At 71.5% G+C, this 17,147-nt stretch carries 12 protein-coding genes and 1 pseudogene; 2 read left to right on the plus strand and 11 right to left on the minus strand.

Annotation, left to right across the window (positions count from 1 at the left end):
- Positions 1–13 precede the first annotated feature (13 nt).
- The 4 genes from IE244_RS27000 to IE244_RS27015 all read right to left on the minus strand — a co-directional run bounded on the left by IE244_RS27000 (position 14) and on the right by IE244_RS27015 (position 7,474).
- Positions 14–1,021, minus strand: coding sequence for an NADP-dependent oxidoreductase (locus IE244_RS27000; RefSeq protein ID WP_191876172.1), 1,008 nt, complete (start codon positions 1,019–1,021; stop codon positions 14–16).
- Between the two features lie 153 nt (positions 1,022–1,174).
- Positions 1,175–2,467 carry a M64 family metallopeptidase gene (locus tag IE244_RS27005; protein WP_191876173.1) on the minus strand — a complete coding sequence of 431 codons (1,293 nt, stop codon included), beginning with the start codon at positions 2,465–2,467 and terminating at the stop codon, positions 1,175–1,177.
- Positions 2,468–2,644: 177 nt separating this feature from the next.
- The gene (gene putP, locus IE244_RS27010) at positions 2,645–6,244 is read right to left on the minus strand and encodes a sodium/proline symporter PutP (RefSeq protein WP_191876174.1); all 3,600 of its coding nucleotides are present in this window, start codon (positions 6,242–6,244) and stop codon (positions 2,645–2,647) included.
- A 186-nt stretch (positions 6,245–6,430) separates the two neighbouring features.
- Complete coding sequence (locus tag IE244_RS27015; protein WP_229854348.1) at positions 6,431–7,474, minus strand: PP2C family protein-serine/threonine phosphatase; 1,044 nt, start codon at positions 7,472–7,474, stop codon at positions 6,431–6,433.
- Positions 7,475–7,908: 434 nt separating this feature from the next.
- Between IE244_RS27015 and IE244_RS27020 the strand changes: the two genes are divergently transcribed.
- Complete coding sequence (locus IE244_RS27020; RefSeq protein ID WP_191876176.1) at positions 7,909–10,545, plus strand: helix-turn-helix domain-containing protein; 2,637 nt, start codon at positions 7,909–7,911, stop codon at positions 10,543–10,545.
- 18 nt (positions 10,546–10,563) lie between these two features.
- Here the strand turns inward: IE244_RS27020 and IE244_RS27025 are convergent, their stop codons facing one another.
- The 6 genes and pseudogenes from IE244_RS27025 to IE244_RS27050 all read right to left on the minus strand — a co-directional run bounded on the left by IE244_RS27025 (position 10,564) and on the right by IE244_RS27050 (position 14,942).
- Positions 10,564–11,730, minus strand: a complete 1,167-nt coding sequence (locus IE244_RS27025; RefSeq protein WP_191876177.1) for a WD40 repeat domain-containing protein — start codon at positions 11,728–11,730, stop codon at positions 10,564–10,566.
- 56 nt (positions 11,731–11,786) lie between these two features.
- Positions 11,787–11,999 (minus strand): annotated as a pseudogene (locus IE244_RS27030) (nuclear transport factor 2 family protein); the annotation flags it as partial.
- A gap of 24 nt (positions 12,000–12,023) precedes the next feature.
- Entirely contained in the window at positions 12,024–12,731 is a 708-nt protein-coding gene (locus IE244_RS27035) for a L,D-transpeptidase (protein WP_191876178.1), read from the minus strand.
- The gene (locus IE244_RS27040; protein ID WP_191876179.1) at positions 12,724–13,230 is read right to left on the minus strand and encodes a SigE family RNA polymerase sigma factor; all 507 of its coding nucleotides are present in this window, start codon (positions 13,228–13,230) and stop codon (positions 12,724–12,726) included. Before IE244_RS27040 ends, IE244_RS27035 begins: the two co-directional genes overlap by 8 nt.
- Positions 13,231–13,288: 58 nt before the next feature.
- The gene (locus IE244_RS27045) at positions 13,289–14,287 is read right to left on the minus strand and encodes a L,D-transpeptidase (RefSeq protein WP_191876180.1); all 999 of its coding nucleotides are present in this window, start codon (positions 14,285–14,287) and stop codon (positions 13,289–13,291) included.
- Between the two features lie 232 nt (positions 14,288–14,519).
- The gene (locus tag IE244_RS27050) at positions 14,520–14,942 is read right to left on the minus strand and encodes a winged helix-turn-helix transcriptional regulator (RefSeq protein WP_191876181.1); all 423 of its coding nucleotides are present in this window, start codon (positions 14,940–14,942) and stop codon (positions 14,520–14,522) included.
- Between the two features lie 88 nt (positions 14,943–15,030).
- Between IE244_RS27050 and IE244_RS27055 the strand changes: the two genes are divergently transcribed.
- Positions 15,031–15,852: an NAD(P)H-binding protein gene (locus IE244_RS27055; protein ID WP_191876182.1), complete on the plus strand. Its 822-nt coding sequence runs from the start codon at positions 15,031–15,033 to the stop codon at positions 15,850–15,852.
- 36 nt (positions 15,853–15,888) lie between these two features.
- On the opposite strand, the gene IE244_RS27060 is transcribed toward IE244_RS27055, so the two are convergent.
- Complete coding sequence (locus tag IE244_RS27060; RefSeq protein WP_373305777.1) at positions 15,889–17,028, minus strand: ABC transporter substrate-binding protein; 1,140 nt, start codon at positions 17,026–17,028, stop codon at positions 15,889–15,891.
- Positions 17,029–17,147: the final 119 nt, after the last annotated feature.

The following is a 17,147-nucleotide window of genomic DNA, read 5'->3' on the forward strand; positions in this document are numbered from 1 at the left end:
CGCGTGACCGCGGTCATCCCAGATCCAGGACGAGCTTGCCGACGTTGTCCCCGCGGAAGAGCATCTGCAGCGTCTCGGGGAAGTCGTCCACGCTCCCCCGCACCACATGTTCCTTGACCTTGATGCGGCCGGCGCCGATCCAGGCGGAGATGTCCTGCGCCGCCTCGGCGTAGCGCTTGGCGTAGTCGAAGACGACGAAGCCCTCCATGCGGGCGCGGCGCACCAGCAGCGAGAGGTAGTTGGAGGGACCCTGGACCGGCGTGGCGTTGTTGTACTGGCTGATCGCACCGCAGATCACGACGCGCGCGTGCATGGCGAGCCGGGTCAGGGCGGCGTCGAGGATGTCCCCTCCCACGTTGTCGAAGTAGACGTCGATGCCGTCGGGAGCCTCGCGGCGCAGCGCCTTCCTGACGTCTTCGGCGCGGTAGTCGATCGCCGCGTCGAAACCCAGTTCGCCGGTGAGCAGCGCGCACTTCTCCGGCCCTCCGGCGATGCCCACGACGCGGCAGCCCTTCGCCTTCGCGATCTGACCCGCGATGCTGCCGACGGCACCGGCCGCCCCCGACACCACGACGGTCTCGCCGTCCTTCAGTGCCCCTACCTCCAGCAGGCCGAAGTAGGCGGTCATCCCGGGCATGCCCAGCGCGCCCAGGTAGGTGGAGGGCGGGGCGAGGGAAGTGTCGATCTTCATGGCACCCCTGCCGTCGGAGACCACGTACTCCTGGACGCCGAACGTCCCGACCACGTGGTCGCCCGGCTGGAAGTCGGGGTGCTGGGACGCGGTGACCTCGATGACCGATCCGGCGCGCATCACCTCTCCGATGCCCACCGGCGGCAGGTACGAGGGGCGGTCGTCCAGCCAGCCCCGCATGGCCGGGTCCAGCGAGATGACGCGCGTCCGGCCGGCGAAAAGACCGGGGCCCGGCTCTTCGACGGGCCCGGAGCAGTGCTCCCAGTCCTCCGGCTTCACTTCGCCCACGGGGCGGGCGGCCAGACGGATCTGGTGGTTGGTCACGGACATCGCGCCTCCTGTCGTTCACAGCCTCGAAGCAGGGTACCGACCAGTAGGTATGTCACGATGGGTGACGTTCGCCACACCCGGACGGACTCCGCTCGTCACAGGGTCCCCCACCAGGCGGGAATCCCTGGACGCAGGCCCGTGAAGGCCACGGTGTCACCGTACCGCCCAGGTCAGCGAGGTGGTCGCCGCTGCCCGGACCGCGGGATCCCGGATGGCCGTCGAGAGGTCGGTCACGGTCGCCGTGACCTTGTGGCCGCGGCCCCGGACGCCCAGTTCGCGCGGCGTCACCGACTGATCGCCCGTCGCCGCGAGAACCTGCCTGTCGTCGACGTACCAGGTCAGTTCGACGTCGGCGAGGCCGGTGAGCGGCGCCAGGCATACCGTGATCAGGCGCCCTTGCCCGATCGGCCGGGTCGTGGGGAGGGAGGAGGTCAGCGCGTCCGCGTCGGCGTAGAAGCCGGCGATCATCGCCTCCCGGCCGACGACGTTGAAGTCGGTCGAGGCCAGGGAGCGCATGATGGATGTCTCGGTCGGCCGGTAGATGCCCGCCTCGTAGTACCCCCCGCCTTCGTACGTGCCCACGACCGACCCGGACGGGTCCTGGGTACCGAGCCAGCGGTACCACTTCGTCGCGCCGACGTCGCGGTGGATGGTGAGGTTCGCGGCGGCCGGTTCCTCGGCGGAGGGATAGGTGCCGTAGCCCGTGTACTGGTACTCGTCGGCCAAGTGGCCTATGGAGTGGCCCAGTTCGTGGGCGCCTATGAGGTACGACCTGTCGTTGTCGGACGACATCGTCGCCACCCCGTGGAAGGCCGAGCCTGCCGGCAGGTCGGCGGCGGAGTAGCCCGCGCCGCCGTACTTCGCGGAGTTGGCGATGACGAAGACGATGTCGGCGTCCGGGGCCAGGCCGGCGTACCGGGCGACCTCGTCGGTGTCGACACACAGCAGGCGCTCGATGCCGTCACAGAAGAAGGAGGAGCCCAGCGCGGTGTCCTTCACGGCGTCGGCCCCCGGGTCACCGGAGACGCCGGAATCGTGGGAGACGGTGTCCACCAGCCAGATGTTGAACAGGCCGCGGTAGCTCCGGTACGGCTCCACATCGAAGATCGCGTCCAGCTTCTCCTCGGCGTCGGCGGCGAACTCGCCCTGTTCGTCGGCCGTGTAGCCGTCCCCCATCACCACCAGATCGAGCCGCCCGGACACCGGTCCGGAGCGCTGGAGCGCCTTCACCGCCGGGGTGGTGCCCGCCAGGCTCGGCCCGTCGCGGGAGACCCGGCCGCTCGCCGGGACGGCCACCTGGCGTGGCTCGGCCCGGGGTCCGGGGAAGTACTCGACGTGCTGAGTGCGGACCGGTGGGGCAGCCGCCTCGGCCGACCCTGAGTTCACTCCCCCTGCCAGCGCCGCCACGGCGGCGAGGACAGTCCCGGCAGCGGTGATCCAGCGCATACGCGGTCTTGCGCGGTGCGGCACGGCAACCCTCGCTCAAGTATTCAGTTAAGTGGATTTAATGTCGCAGTTAATGTAGGGGTCCGCGCGCCAACACACAAGACATGAAGCTCAGTTGACGGGTGGTGGGCACCTGGCAGCCGGCAAGGGCCTGGCGAGCCGCCACGACCCGCTGGATCAGCGGCCAGGGGGGTCCTCGACGGCGGCGTCCGCCGGAACGACCTGCTCCGTCCAGATGATCTTGCCGTTCGTGGTGTAGCGGGTACCCCACCGGTGGGCGAGCTGGGCCACGATCAGCAGGCCCCGCCCTCCCTCGTCGGTGGTCCGGGCATGGCGCAGGCGCGGCGAGGTGCTGCTGGCGTCGGAGACCTCGCAGATCAGGCCACGGTCCCTGATCAGGCGGAGACAGACCGGTCCGGTCGCATGACGGATGGCGTTGGTGACCAGTTCGCTGACGATGAGCTCCGTGGTGAACGTCAGATCGGGTACGCCCCACTCCGCCAGCTGCTGGGCGGCGAGTGAGCGGGCGCGCGCGACGGCGGCCGGATCGCTGGGCAGGTCCCAGGAGACGACCCGGTCCCGGGCCAGGACACGGGTCCGGGCGAGGAGCAGGGCCGCGTCGTCGGAGGGCTGACCGGCCAGCAGACCATCGATCACTCCGCGGCCCGTCTCCTCCAGAGTCGGCCGGGGCGCGGCGAGGACATCGCCCAGTCGGGACAGCCCGACACCGATGTCCCTGTCGACGGATTCGATGAGGCCGTCGGTGTAGAGCGCGATGAGGCTGCCCTCGGCCAGCTCCAGTTCGACGGCCTGGAAAGGCAGGTACCCGAGGCCGAGTGGTGGTCCGGCAGGCATGTCCAGGACGTCGGCGCCGCCGGCCGGAGAGACGATCACCGGCGGGAGGTGACCGGCGCGGGCCAGCGTGCACCGCCCGCTGACCGGGTCGTAGACGGCGTACAGGCAGGTGGCGCCCAGGAACGCGGTGCCCGCGGCCTCGCCCTCGGTCGCCGGCGAAGCCTCGCTGCCGTCCGCCCCCATGAGGCCGATGACCAGGTCGTCCAGATGGGCCAGCAGTTCGTCCGGGGAGAGATCCAGGTTGGCGAGGGTGCGTACCGCGGTGCGCAGGCGTCCCATCGTCGCCGCGGCGTTGAGGCCGTGCCCGGCCACGTCCCCGACCACCAGCGCGACCCGTGCCCCGGACAGCGGGATCACGTCGAACCAGTCGCCGCCCACACCGGTGGGGGCGTCCGCCGGGAGATACCAGGACGCCACCGCGAGCGCGGAACCTCCCGTCAGTTCCTGCGGCAGGAGATAGCGCTGCATGGAGCGGGCCGCGGTGCGCTCGCGGGTGAAACGGCGCGCGTTGTCGATGCACACCGCCGCGCGGGAGACGAGTTCCTCGGCGAGACGTACGTCGTCCTCCTCGAACGGGCCCCGCCGACCGGACCGGGCGAACGTCGCCGCACCCAGGGTGACACCGCGCGCTCGCACCGGGACCACCATGACCGAGCGGAAGTCGTAGTCACGGAAGGATGCGCCGAGCGACTCGTCCTCGGTCACCCACGGGCTGGCCGTGCGGTCCAGGGTCCGTTCGACGAGGGTCCTGCTTTCCATCAGGCAGCGGGTCACCGGCGACGAGGCGGCACGGCGGACCGCCTCCCCCACGGCCAGGCTCCCCTCGGGACAGCCCTCGCGTACCGACTGCTGCCCCGCGCGCCGGATGACGGGCGACATCCCGACCGGCCCGGGTGCCGGTTCCTCGCCCCTCATGACCGAGTCCAGCAGGTCCACGGCGACGAAGTCGGCGACGGCCGGCACGGCGTCGTCGGCCAGTTCCTGGGCCGTCCGCGTCACGTCCAGGGTGCTGCCGATGCGGGTGGCGGCGTCGTTGAGAAGGGCCAGGCGCTCCTGGGCCCGCCGGCGTTCGGTGACGTCGATGACCATGTACCAGACACCGACGTTCTGACCGTGGCGGTCCTTCATGACGAAGAACGACGAGGAGAACGCGCGGCCGGCGTCGGTGTCCATCTGGCTGGGGCTGGGGTATTCGTAGTCCATGACCGGAGCGCCGGTCTCCAGGACTCCGCGCATCTTCTCCTCGAAGGCCGCGGCCTCCGCGATCGGCAGCACTTCCGCCATCCGCCGGCCCAGCCGACGTTCCAGGGGGATGCGGCGGTCCAGTGACTCGTTCACCCAGACGTACCGCAGGTCCGTGTCGAGGACCGCGATGCCGACGGGGGCGTGGGTGAGGAAGGGGGTGAGCATCAGCTGGCTGACCCCGCCGCCCGGCATCCTCCAGAAGGCCCGTTTCGGGGGCCGGCCGACGAATCTGCCGAAGACCAGTGCGGCCACCGTGGCGGCCAGGACGCCCGGCACCATTTCGTAGATGCCCGACTCGAAGGGACCGAGCAGCGGATTGATCTTCTTCCACAGCAGCACCGTGAGCGCGCCCGACACGATCCCGGCCATGGCCCCCGCCCAGGTCATACGGGGCCAGTACAGCGAGAGCAGGACGACCGGCCCGAACGCGGATCCGAAGCCCGCCCAGGCGTAGGCGACGATGCCCAGCAGCCCCCCGCCCCTGAGCGCGATCACGAAGGCCACGGCGATCACGATGACGACGGCGGCGCGACCGACCCAGACCAGGGTCCTGTCCGAGGCACGCCGGTGGAGGAACGCGTGGTAGAAGTCCTCCGTGAGGCTGACCGAGGACACGAGGAGCTGGCTGTCCGCGGTCGAGATGATCGCGGCCAGCACGGCGATCAGCATCACGCCGGCGCCCCAGGGGTTGAACAGGGTCCGGCTGAGACTGATGTACACCGTCTGCGGGTCGTTCAGTGACGTGCCGGCCCGGGCGATGCCCACCAGGCCGACGAGGGTGGCTCCGGCGAGCACGACGACGGCCCACCCGGTCTCGATGCGGCGCGCCGCGGGGATGGCACTGGTGCTGCGGATGCCCATGAAGCGGGCCAGGATGTGGGGCTGACCGAAATACCCGAGCCCCCAGGCGAGCAGCGAGATGATCGCGACGGCGCCGAGGGAGCCGCCCGCGGACCACCGCCCGTCCGCGTAGTCGGCCTTGGCGCCCATGTCGAGCAGGCTGGGGGTCTTGCCGTCGAGGGCGTCGCGCAGCGCCCCGAAGCCACCGAGCGCCCCGATGCCGACGACGGGGAGCACGAGCAGGGCGAGGAACATCAGCGTGGCCTGCAGGACGTGTGTCAGGCTCACGGCGAGGAAGCCGCCCAGGCACGAGTAGACGACGATCACCAGGGCGGTCAGGGTCACTCCGAGCCCGAACCCGACACCGAAGATGTGCCCGAACAGCAGGCCACCGGCTACCAGCCCACTGGCGACGTAGACGGTGAAGAACACGAGGGTGACCGCCGCCGAGACCATCCGGAGCGTCCGGGTGCGGTCCTCGAACCTTTCCTCCAGATAGGCCGAGAGGCTGACGGCGTTCCCGGCGCGCTCGGTGTAGGTGCGCAGCCTCGGCGCGACGAACAGCCAGTTGAGGTACGTACCGACCACCAGACCGGCCGCGATCCAGCTGGCACCGACACCGGCCGCGTACACCGCGCCGGGAAAGGCGAGGAACAGCCAGCCGGACATGTCGCTGGCCCCCGCGGACAGGGCTGCGACGAACGCGCTGAGCCTGCGGCCGCCCAGGGCGAAGTCGGCGAAGGTGTGAGTGCGGCTGTAGGCCCAGATACCCGTTGCGATCATGATGGCCACATACACAAGGAAGGTGGCCATGATCGGCGCACTCAAGTCGATCATGTTGTCCTCGCCCGTGGTTCCCGAGCATGGGCGCGACCGTCGCATGCCGACAGTCGTGATCCTTCATTCACAAATGTACCGATTGCGGCAACCGCCGGTCGGCAGCGTCGGTCGTACCGGTGCCGACAGCGCCGGCACGAACACCGAAAGCCGGGTCCACCCCCGGGGCGCGACGCGTTCAGGCGCCTACTCGGAGCCCTCTTGAGTCACGGGACGGCTGCAGCGGACGGCGACGGCCGCGATGTCGTCGTCGAGTCGTCCGCCGCTGTAGTGGAGCAGGTCCTGGTGAAGCCGGTCCAGCAGCTCACGGGGGGCCGCCGGGCCGAGCCGCCGCATCCACTCCGGCAGCGGGAAGAACGTGCCGGTGCGGTCCCGGGTCTCCGTTACGCCGTCGGTGTAGAGCAGTATCTGGTCACCCGAGGTGAAGGCGATGGTGTCGACGTTGTAGTCGTCCCCGAGAAGCGTCGCGAGGTTGAGGGGCGGCGAGGGGACGGTGGGCTCCAGGACGCAGACCTCTCCGCTCCGCATCAGCAGGGGCGGAGGGTGCCCGCAGTTGAGAATTTTGGCATGTCCACTCCCGTACGGGATCTCGGCGATCAGAGCGGTGGCGAAGTGCTCGGGTTGGTCCGGGTCGAGGATCGCGAGGCTGTAGCGCCCCATGCTCGTCTCCAGGCGATGGATGATGCCCCTCAGGTCGGGCTGGTCGTACGCGTTCTCCCTGAAGCAGTTGATCACCGCCGAGGCGGCCCCCACCGCCGGCAGTCCCTTGCCGCGCACGTCACCGATGAGCAGCCGAACCCCGTACGGCGTGTCGGCCACCTCGTAGAAGTCACCTCCGATCCGGGCCTGCTCCTGGGCCGCCAGGTACAGCGACTCGATGTCGACGTCCTGGACCCGGCGCGGCAGCGGACGCAGCAGCACCTGCTGCGCCGCGTCGGCGACGAGCCGGACCTGGAAGAGTGTCTCCTCCCGCTGGATGCGGAGATGGCTCGTATAGGCGGCCGCCAGAGTGACCGCGACGATCGCGGCCGCCGTGTAGGGCGTCCCCAGGTCGGTGTAGACGAGGCTGAGCCCGATCATGACCAGCAGGCAGAACGCCCCCAGCAGGATCGTCGGGAGCACGGGCCACATCGCGGCGGCGAGGGCGGGCGCGGCGGGCAGGAGGCGGCTGAAGGCGATCTCCCTGGGGGTGGCGAAGGCCAGGCCGGTGATCAGGACGGTGAGAAGCACGGGGGACAGCAGTACGGTCTCGCGTCGGCCACCGGGGGGAGGGCGGTGGCGCCGAGGCCGTCCAATCCTGATCACGAATTTATCTTATCGGGGCATAACGGTCCTCGTTCCGTGAGAGCGTCTGCACGACCCGCGGGACCGCCCACCAGCGGTTCCCCCGGGGCGGCGGCAGCGGGCCGCCAGGGGGAAGGTGGACGGGCCAGGCCGGTACGGCGCTCCTCACCCACGTGGCCGCCGATCACGGACCCGTCGAATCCGAGCGAGCCCGAGCGGCACCGCCCCCGGCGCTTCCCGGCTTGGCCCACTGTCACAGGAAGCCATTAATCTGCCGTTTCATGACCGATGACTTGCGGGGTCCCATACCGCCCCCCGCCCGCCGAGGGTCCGGCGGCGCACGTCCGTTGACCGGGCGTGAGACCGAGGTCGGGGAGCTGGTGGCAGCCCTGACCGGCCTTGAGAAGGGGCCGGGGCGGACCGTGGCGCTGGTCGGGGACCCGGGCATCGGCAAGAGTGCTCTCATGTGGGCGGTCGCGGCCGAGGCACGAGCCGCTGGGATACCGGTCCGCGCGGCCCGGGGACGATCCGCCACCGCTTCCTTGCAGGACGGCGCTCCGGCCCCGCAGGATCTCCGTGAGGTGGTCGCGCGTGCGGCCGAGGGCGGCCCGCTGCTCGCCGTGGTGGATGACGTCCACCTCCTCGCGCCCGGCCAACTGCCGTACATCGAGCAACTGCTCCAGGCGACCGCCGGCGGTCAGGTGCTGTGCCTCGTGGCATACCGGCAGCGCCAGCTCTCCGCCATGGCAGCGGAAACGGCCTCGCGGGCGGCGTCCGACGGTCTGCTGGAGGTGTGGGACCTCGGGCCGCTCTCCCCAGAGCAGGCCGCGGAGCTGCTCGGGGATCATCCGAGCGCGGACGAGATCTGCCGCGAGGCCATGGGCAATCCGCAGTATCTGAAGATCCTCGGCGCGCACGGCCTAACCGGTGCCGAGGCCGTGACGGCGGTCCTCGGGGAGCTGGCCGGTCTCGATCCCGGGGCCCTCGCCCTGCTCCAGGCCGCGGCGGTCCTCGGCGAACCGTTCCACCCGGAGCTGCTGGCCGCCGTCGCCGGGCAGGACACGGCCGCCACCCTGCGCGTACTGGACACCCTCACCCGTCTCGACCTGGTCCGGTCCGCCGAGCCCGCCCCGCACCTCGCGGTGCGCCACCGAGCGGTGAGCGAGGTCGTCTACGAACGGCTCGCACCCAGCCGGCGCACCGACCTGCACCGCCGGGCCGACGCCGCGCTGGCCGAGCAGGCCGCCCCCGTCTCCAGGCGGGTCCGTCATGTCGCCGGCGCCGCCGATCCGAACCGTCCGGAGCACGTGACCATCCTGATCGCCGCCGCTCGCAGCATTCTGTACAGCTCGCCGGCGGTCGCGAGCGGCTACCTGAAGGCCGCATCGCCGCTGCTGCGCGAGGGCGAGGAGCACTGGCACGAGGCCCAGGTCCTCCTCGCCCGCGCCCGCCTGCTGACCGGAGACGCGGCCGAGGGCAGGGAGTTGCTCGACGCCCTGCGGTCGGCCCTGCCGGGCCGCCCCGGCGAGGTGACCGCGCTCGTCGACTCCAGCCGGATCGAACGGCGCCTCGGCCGGTACACCGAGGCAGGTGCCCTGGCACGCTCAGGTCTCGCGGTGCTGGCCGACCAGGACGCGGCGATCGCGGCCGCCCTGCACGCCGAACTGGCCGACCACGCCTACGACGTCCAGGAGTACGAGACCTGCCGCGAGCACGCCGACACAGCCGCAGCGATCGCCCACCGGTACCGCGACCACGTCGGTGAGGCGCGGGCCCTGGCACAGGCTGCGCTCGGCTACCTGTTCACAGGTGACGTCACCACGGCGCAGGCACGGGCGGCCGCCGCGGCCGAGCTCATCGACTCCTCCTCCGACACCTCTTTGCTCACCCACCTGGACGCCTCGGTGCAGGTGGGGATGACCGAAGGGATGCTGGGACGGCTGCTGGACGCCGACCGGCACCTGACGCGCGCCGCGGTACTGTCCCGGCGGACCCGGCAGACGTACATCGAGCCGCAGATTCTCACGGTGCTCGCCAACGCGCGGCTGCGTTGCGGAAACCTCGACGGCGCGCTGGCCACCCTTGCCCAGATCACCCTCCGTGGCGACCGGGTCGTCAGTCCGGCGGAGGAGGCCGTCAGCGCCATGGTGCGGGCCGAGATCCTCTTCTGGCGGGACGGGGCGGGGGATCTGGAGGAGGCGGAGGCGTCGGCCGCACGCGCCCTGGCCGTCTGCGGCGACACGCCGACCGCGTGGGCGGTCGCCGTCCGCTGCTTCCACGCCGAGCTCGTCCTGCGTACCGGGGATCCCGCGCGGGCCCGGTGGCTTCTGACGGAGGCCGCGGGCGGCGCCGAGTTGTCCAGGCTCACCTCCTGGCGCCAGCCACGCTGGTGCGACACGCTGGCACAGGCGTCGCTCGCCATGGGTGACCCGGGATCGGTGGAGCAGTGGGCCCGGCTGGCCGAGAGATGCGTCGGACGACTCCCCTCCCCCGGCCGCAACGGCTTCGCTCTGCGCGCCCGCATGCGCGCCCACGCCGCGCGCGGGGAAACCGAGGCGGCTCTGGAGAAGGCGGTGGAGGCGTTCTCCGACTTCTCCCTCAGCGGTGAACGCATCGAGGCCTGCGCGACCCTCCTCGCGGCGGCCGAGCTCTCCCTGCACACCGGACGGACGCAGGGGGTGGCCGACTGGCTCGCCGGTGCCGCGGTCCTCGCCGACCAGTGCGGCTCCGCCCGCCTGATCGGTGACGTGAGCCGTCTGCGGTCCCGGCTGGCCGACCGCACGGGGGTGACCGACGCACTGCCCGCGCTGACCGCGCGCGAACGTGAGATCGCCGACCTCGCCAGCACCGGCATGACCAACGCCGGCATCGCCACCACACTGTTCCTCAGTGTCCGGACCGTGGAGACCCACCTGAGACAGGTCTATCGCAAGCTCGGTGTCTCCAATCGCGCCGCCCTCACCCGCAGAATGCTGGACGACACCGCCTCCCGGGCGCGACAGGCGGGTGCCGGCTGAGGTGAGCGGCATGGTGTTCTACCCGGCGATCGAGAGCCTGAAGACTCCGGAGTCGTGTCCCACGATCGCTCCGGAGCCGGTAGCGGCCAGGCAGGTGACCGCCCTGCCCAGGGATAGATGCTGCACCAAGCCGGTCTCCGGCTCCCACACGCGCAGGCTCCGCCCCTGCTTGCTGCCGGTGAGCAGGACAGTGCGCCGGCCATGGAGCCTGGTGGCGGTCATGGCCGTCAGCGGGCTGCCGGGGCTGTCCGCGGGCAGGCCGTCGCCGACGGGGCAACCGGTTGCGGGGTCCCACAGCATGATCACGCCGTTGCGGTCTCCGGTGGCCAGCAGCGTACGGTCGTGCAGGGGCACAGCCGCTACGAGTGCCACACGGTGACCATGGTCGTCGAGTGCCCGGTTGCTCAGCGGTACGGCCGCGCCCGGTGCCTGGGGATCCTCGACGGCCGGATCCCACAGGTGGACGTCGCCCTGCGTGTCCGAGGCAGCGATCAACGTATGCCCGGCGGATATCTGGATGGCGGCGATCGATCCGATCGGACGGCCCTGGGAGTGGAGACGCGCGACCGGCTCACCCGTCGACGGGTCCCGCAACCGGACCGCGCCTCGGGGAGTAGCGGTGACGAGCAGGGTCCGGCCGTCCGGTACGGCCGCGGCACACATCCCGCTGACCGCGCCGAGCCAGTTGCCGACCGGTGCACGGACCGGCTCCCCGGTGGCCGGGTCCCACAGGGCGATCGTCCCGGTGTCGTCCCCGCTGGCCACGAGGACGCGGCCCTCGGGCAGCGGCAGAGCCGTCAGCGACCTGACACGGTCGGCATGTCCGGGTGGCGAGCCAGGGCGGAGTCGGCCGTCGGCCACGCCCCACAGCCACACCACGCCCCTGTCGCCGGCTCCGGCCACAAGCGCCGGCCGGCCGGGGCGGGAGACGACCGCCAGCGCGTTGACGCCCCCGTGCAAGCTGGGCGCGGAATCGGAGAACACGGCCAGCCGGCCCCAGGGCGTGCCGTCGGCCCCGAGGAGAACGCGCCCGTCCTGCAAGGGCTCCCACCCCTCCCCCAGCACCCCTTCCGGCAAGGCCGCTGCCACCTCGCCGAGGTGCGGCAGCGCTGCGCGGGCTCCGTGGTGGACGGGCTCCTGGTGCCTCAGGCGACGGCGGCTGTGCGAGGGCAGGTTGGGAATCATGGAACGATAACTCTCCGTCAACTCTGACGAGCTGGGGTACGGGTCGGCCGGAGTCGTCAGCGGGCGCTCCCGAGGTCGCGGTCGGCGTCGCTGCCCTGGAGCAACAAGGTGGTTTCCTCGATGCGGTGGAAACGGCCGTCGGGGGTGAGGCCGGCGAAGAGGTAGACCTCCATGGTGACGGTCGTGCCGTCGGTCCTGGTGAGGAAGCAGGTGTGCCGGTCGGCGTACTTGCTGCCGTCGTACAGCTCCTCGTGCACTTCGACGTGTCCGGGCGGCGTGCCGGCGGTTCGGCGTCAGCGTTTGCCGGTGATCGGTTCGCGGTCGGTGCACCTGGAGTCCGGGTCCGCGCTCTTGGCCTGCCTGCCCTTGATCTCCACACGCGCGCCGGGCTTGATGGCGTCGTACACCCACTTCCCGGTTTTGGGCGCCAGGGCGATGGAGCCGGGGGGAGCGTTGTCGCCGATGCTGGCGAGACCGGCGGCGGGGTCCAGCGCCCACATCAGCAGCCGCTGGTGGTGACTGCGGTCGGTGAAGGTGACCGCCCACTGCCTGATGTCCGCATACCTGGTCATCGGGTCGGGGCGCATTGCGAGGGTGGGGTACTTGGCGGTGACCGTGACCGTCTTCTCGCCGATCGGGCAGTTCTCCTGCGGCGCGCTGATGGGGAACGTCCTGCCCGCGATGGTCAGCGTGTGGGCTTCCAGGTCGACCGTCACCCGCTGGACGGGCGCCGGGGACGGGTGGGGCACGGACGTCGCGGGCGGCGTCGCCGGCTTGCTGGGCGAGGAGCCGAGGGCGCCGGAGGTGGCCGTGACGACGGCCGCTGCCGCCAGCGCGCCGGTGGAGAGCAGAACGCGTCGGCCCCGGCGGCGGCGTGCCGCCCGGCTCCTCACCTGTGCTCCCGTGGCGGGGGCTGGTGCCGCGCCGCACGCGGCCAGGCCACGGAGCCGGGCGGACAGCTCCGCCTCGGTCAGGGGATGCGGTGGCGGCTGATCAGACACGGACTTCCTCCGTCGGGTGGGGTTCCTCGCTCACCAGGTGAGCGGCGAGGGCCGAACGGCCGCGCGACAGACGTGCCTTGACGCTGCCGGCCGCCACGCCGGTCTCGGCGGCTATCTGCTCCACGCTCAGATCGCACAGGTGATGCAGCACGATCGCGGTCCGCTGGGCTTCGGGCAGGCGCCGCAGGCCGGCGACCAACGCCACGTGGTCGGGGCTCGGTTCGGGCACCGGCCGCGGCGCGGACTCGCTCCGCACCAGCTCCCACCAGCGGCGCGCCCGCCGCCAGCGGCTCATCGCCAGACGGTGTGCCACCGTGCGGATCCACGCCTCGGGAGCCTGGTCGCCGGTCAGGACCGACGAACGCCGGTCCCAGGCGCGTACGAACGCCTCCTGCACCACGTCCTGGGCCTCGGCGTAGTCCCCGGTCAGGGCGTACAGCTGGCCGACCAGACGCGGGTAGGCAGCCGTGTAAAAGAGGTCGAACTCGTCCTCGGTCACCTTGTCGTGCTCTCTCTGACGGCGCGGGTCGCGTCGTGTACGGCCGGTGCGGGCGGGGTCATGCGGTCGTGGTCTCTCCGGCGGCGCTGTGCGCGAGCCACTGCTTCCACGTCAGGTTCCAGTCGCCGTAGCCGTTCCCGGCGGCGACGGTGTCCTTGTTCGACCCGGTGACCGTGACGACGTCGCCGACCCGTACCTGGTCGTAGAAGCGCTTGGCGGTGCCGTCGGTGGCGAGACCCACACAGCCGTGGGTGACGTTACGGTGTCCGGCCTCGGTGTTCGCCCGCGGGTTCTGGTGCACGTACGTCCCGGAGGTCGTCAGGTGCACGGCCCAGAAGTAGTTGCCGCGGTACTCGGCACCAAGGCCCACGGTGTGGGAGTCCATGAGCACTTCGGACTGTTTGTCCATGACGACCATGGTCCCCTTCCAGGTGTCCAGCCCCGGCCGCCCGGTGGTGACCGGGATCCGCTGCGTGGTGCCGCCGGTGCGGACGGTCATCTCGTGCGCGCTCACGTCGACCGTGGCGACCAGCGACCGGCCGATGGTGAAGTGGCTGACGCCGTGCGAACCGCGGCGGAGGGTGACCGTGGTGCCGGGCTGCCAGTAGGTGCGGCGGGGGCGGAAGTCGACACGCTGCCCGTCCAGGAGGTTCTGGTCCTTCACCCAGCTCCACGCGCCGGTCGCGCCGGACGAGGTCTGTACACGCAGCCAGTTCTCCACGGCCTTGCGCTCGGCGGCCGGGACCGGCCGGGGGAAGGTGACCGATATCGGCATGCCCACACCGACCGTCTGCCCGTCGGCTATGTTCACCCGCGCCTGCGCGAGCACGGCGGGCTCCGGCATGGACGGAGCCGGGCGCCCCTCGGACACCTCGCCCCCGCCCTTGGCCCTCGCGGCCGCCGCCGCGGAGGCCCGGGCATCCGGTGCGCCGCCGGCCTCACGGACGCCGGTACTCGCGTCCGTCGAGCAGCCGACGGCCGACAGCAGAGCGACAGAGGCCACGACGGCGGCGCCGAGACGGCCGGCGGTCCGACCGGCCGAACGGTCCAAATGCATGAGATCCCCCCCATGTGAAGTGCGGTATCGCCTCCTATACGCACGGGGCTCGGCACCGGGTTGCATGGGATCGAAACTTTTCCGGGACCGGTGAAGGCCGGGTCTTCGCAGGGTGCGGGAAGCGGGTGCTGACTTCGGCGGGGCCGAGGGCGGTGCGCCGTGCAGGCGGTCGGCCGGGGCATCCGCGTGGGGGGTGGGTCAGTTGGGTGGGACGTGCCGTCCGGTCGTCGCGTCAGCGGATGTCGTGGTCGGGGTGGGTCCGGTCGTACGCGCGTCGTGCCTCGGCGATGACGGGGCGGTGGGCGAGGGACCAGTCGGCGAGTGCCTTGACCAGGTGGGTCAGGCCGGCCCCGGTCGTGGTCAGGCGGTAGTCGACCTGGGCCGGGACGGTCGGGTAGACGGTGCGCAGGACGAGGCCGTCGCGTTCGAGCCTGCGCACGGTGAGGGTGAGCATGCGCTGGGAGATGCCGTCGACGGCGCGCTGCAGTTCGCGGAACCGGCGCGGTCCGCTCGCGAGCTCGACGATCACGAGCACCGACCACTTGTCCCCGATGCGGTCCAGGACGTCGCGGATGCCGCAGTCGGGGTGGTCCGCACGTCCGCAGGGGTCGAGGTCGGCGGGGGTGGTGGTTACCCCGGTGTGCGTGAGTGACATCAAACTGCCTTCTTGTGGCCGGTGGGCGTGCGGTCAAGGATCAAGCGTAGTTACCGATGAGAACCACCGACGGAAGACGGCGATTTACATGATCTTGGTGACCGGAGCGAACGGGAACCTCGGCACGGCCACTCTTGCGGCGCTGCGCGCCCGCGGCGTCGTCGCGGCGGGCGGCAGCCGCACCCCGGACGAGGGGACGCGGCGTCTCGACTTCGACGACCCCGCGAGCCTCGACCTTGCCGATGTGTCGACTCTGGTGCTGATCTCCGCCGGTTACGCCGAGGACGACCAGGTCGTCGGCCGGCACGCGGCGGTCCTGGACGCCGCCGTCCGCGACGGCGTCCGGCACGTCGTCTACACGAGCCTGACCGGCGCCGGCGACCATCTCGGTTTCGCGCTCGCCCACCGCGCCACCGAACGCCTCGTACGGGCGAGTGGACTGCCGTGGACGATCCTGCGCAACGGCCTGTACGCCGAACTCTTCGGCGGTCTGCTGAGGTGGGCCGGCAACGGGGTGGAGTCCGCGTTCGGCGACGGTGCCCTGGCCGCGGTCGCGCGCGAGGACCTCGCCGAGGCCGCGGCGATCGTTGCGGCAGATCCGGCACGCCACGGCGGACGCGTCTACGACCTCGTCGGCACGCCGGTCACGGCGGGGCAGGTGGCCGACCGGCTCGGGGTCCCGCACCGCACCGTCAGCCTGGGCGAGTACCGGCGCCGACTCCTTGAGGAGACCCCGGGACTGCTGCCGTTCCAGCCGCCGATGCTCGCCTCGATCGCCACGGCTGTCCGGCACGGCTTCCTGCACGGTACCGCCCCCGACCTCGCGGAGCTCCTCGGCCGCCCGGCCCGCGACCCCCTGGCCGCGGCCGCCGCGGCCGCGGCCGCCGCGAGAGCGCAGGCGTACGTCTAACGGCGGGCGCCACGCGCTCAGCTGACTGCTGGAAGGTCAGCCGGGGACGGCCTGCGCCCAGCCCTGGGCGACGGTCTTCCTCGCCTTCTCCAGTTGCGCGTCCGTCGGGAACTGCGGCGTGCCCTCGACCGTCGGCAGCCGTGCGGCGGCGGCCTTGTCGAGGGTGCCGTCCTGCCGCATGACGTCCATGAGCACCGGGCGGGCGTAGCCGCGCAGCCGCAGGTTCTGGCCCTGCGGGCTGAAGAGGTACTCCTGCCACAGGCGGGCGGCCGCCGGGTGCGGGGCGTTCTTGTTGATCGCCAGCGCGAAGTACTGGGCGAAGCTGCCGTCGAAGGGGATCGCGACCTGCCAGTTCACTCCCCTGCCGCGCAGCTGGTCGGCGTAGTGCAGGTTGATGTAGTCCCAGTTGATGCTGATGGGGGTCCGGCCGTCCTCGACCGTGGCCAGGCTGGAGGGGAGCGGGTTGAGGTTGCCGCGCGTGTCGAGCCTGGCGAAGAAGTCGAGGCCGGGCTGGACGTCCGCGAACGAACCGTTGTTCGCCAGCGCGGCCGCGTAGACGCTGGCGAAGGCGGTGGCAGACCGGCGCGGGTCGCCTTCGAGTGCGACCTGGCCCCTGTACGCGGGTTTCAGCAGGTCGGCGAAGGTCTCCGGGCAGGGTTTGACCCGGTTGGCGTCGCAGCCGATGGAGATGTAGCCCCCGTAGTTGTTGGACCAGAGGGCCTTCGCGTCCTTCTGGTTGTCGGGGATCGAGTCGTAGGCGGCGACCTTGTACGGCGCGAGCAGGTTCCGCGCCGCCGCGTTGCGCGCGAACGTGTCCCCCACGTCGATCACGTCGGGGGCCGTCGGCCGGTGTCCCCGCTGCTGCAGTGCGTCGATCTCGTCCTCGCTGTGGCCCAGCGGATTGTCGACCGTGACCCTGACGCCGTACTTCTTCTCGAAGCCGTCGATCAGGCCGCCGTAGTTGGCCCAGTCACGCGGTAGCGCGATCGCTCGGAGCGTGCCCTCGCGTTTCGCCGCGGCGATCAACGCGCGCATGCCGCCCGCGTTCTCGGCGGAGGTGGCCAGCGCCGGCTTCGCGAGCTTGGCGGCCGGTGTGTGGTCGCAGGCGCTCAGGCCCAGTGCCACGAGAGCGAAGCAGCCGAGGGCGGCCGCTGCTCGGGCACGGGGTGTGGTCACGGCTGCTCCAGGGCGTGGTGGTCGAGGTCGTCGCCGGGGGACGTGTGGCTGTCACAGGGCGCCTCTCGCCACCGGAGGAGTGCCCGGGGCCGCCGTGGCCGGTCTGGGTTCCGGTGGCT

The organism is Streptomyces filipinensis, from assembly GCF_014649495.1.
GTDB lineage: Bacteria > Actinomycetota > Actinomycetes > Streptomycetales > Streptomycetaceae > Streptomyces > Streptomyces filipinensis.

What these genes read in the sequence shown, in the direction of transcription:
- IE244_RS27000 (WP_191876172.1), bottom strand. Translation starts at nt 1,021, where the DNA reads ATGTCCGTGACCAACCACCAGATCCGTCTGGCCGCCCGCCCCGTGGGC.
- IE244_RS27005 (WP_191876173.1), bottom strand. Translation starts at nt 2,467, where the DNA reads ATGCGCTGGATCACCGCTGCCGGGACTGTCCTCGCCGCCGTGGCGGCG.
- putP (WP_191876174.1), bottom strand. Translation starts at nt 6,244, where the DNA reads ATGATCGACTTGAGTGCGCCGATCATGGCCACCTTCCTTGTGTATGTG.
- IE244_RS27025 (WP_191876177.1), bottom strand. Translation starts at nt 11,730, where the DNA reads ATGATTCCCAACCTGCCCTCGCACAGCCGCCGTCGCCTGAGGCACCAG.
- IE244_RS27045 (WP_191876180.1), bottom strand. Translation starts at nt 14,287, where the DNA reads ATGCATTTGGACCGTTCGGCCGGTCGGACCGCCGGCCGTCTCGGCGCC.
- IE244_RS27050 (WP_191876181.1), bottom strand. Translation starts at nt 14,942, where the DNA reads ATGTCACTCACGCACACCGGGGTAACCACCACCCCCGCCGACCTCGAC.
- IE244_RS27055 (WP_191876182.1), top strand. Translation starts at nt 15,031, where the DNA reads ATGATCTTGGTGACCGGAGCGAACGGGAACCTCGGCACGGCCACTCTT.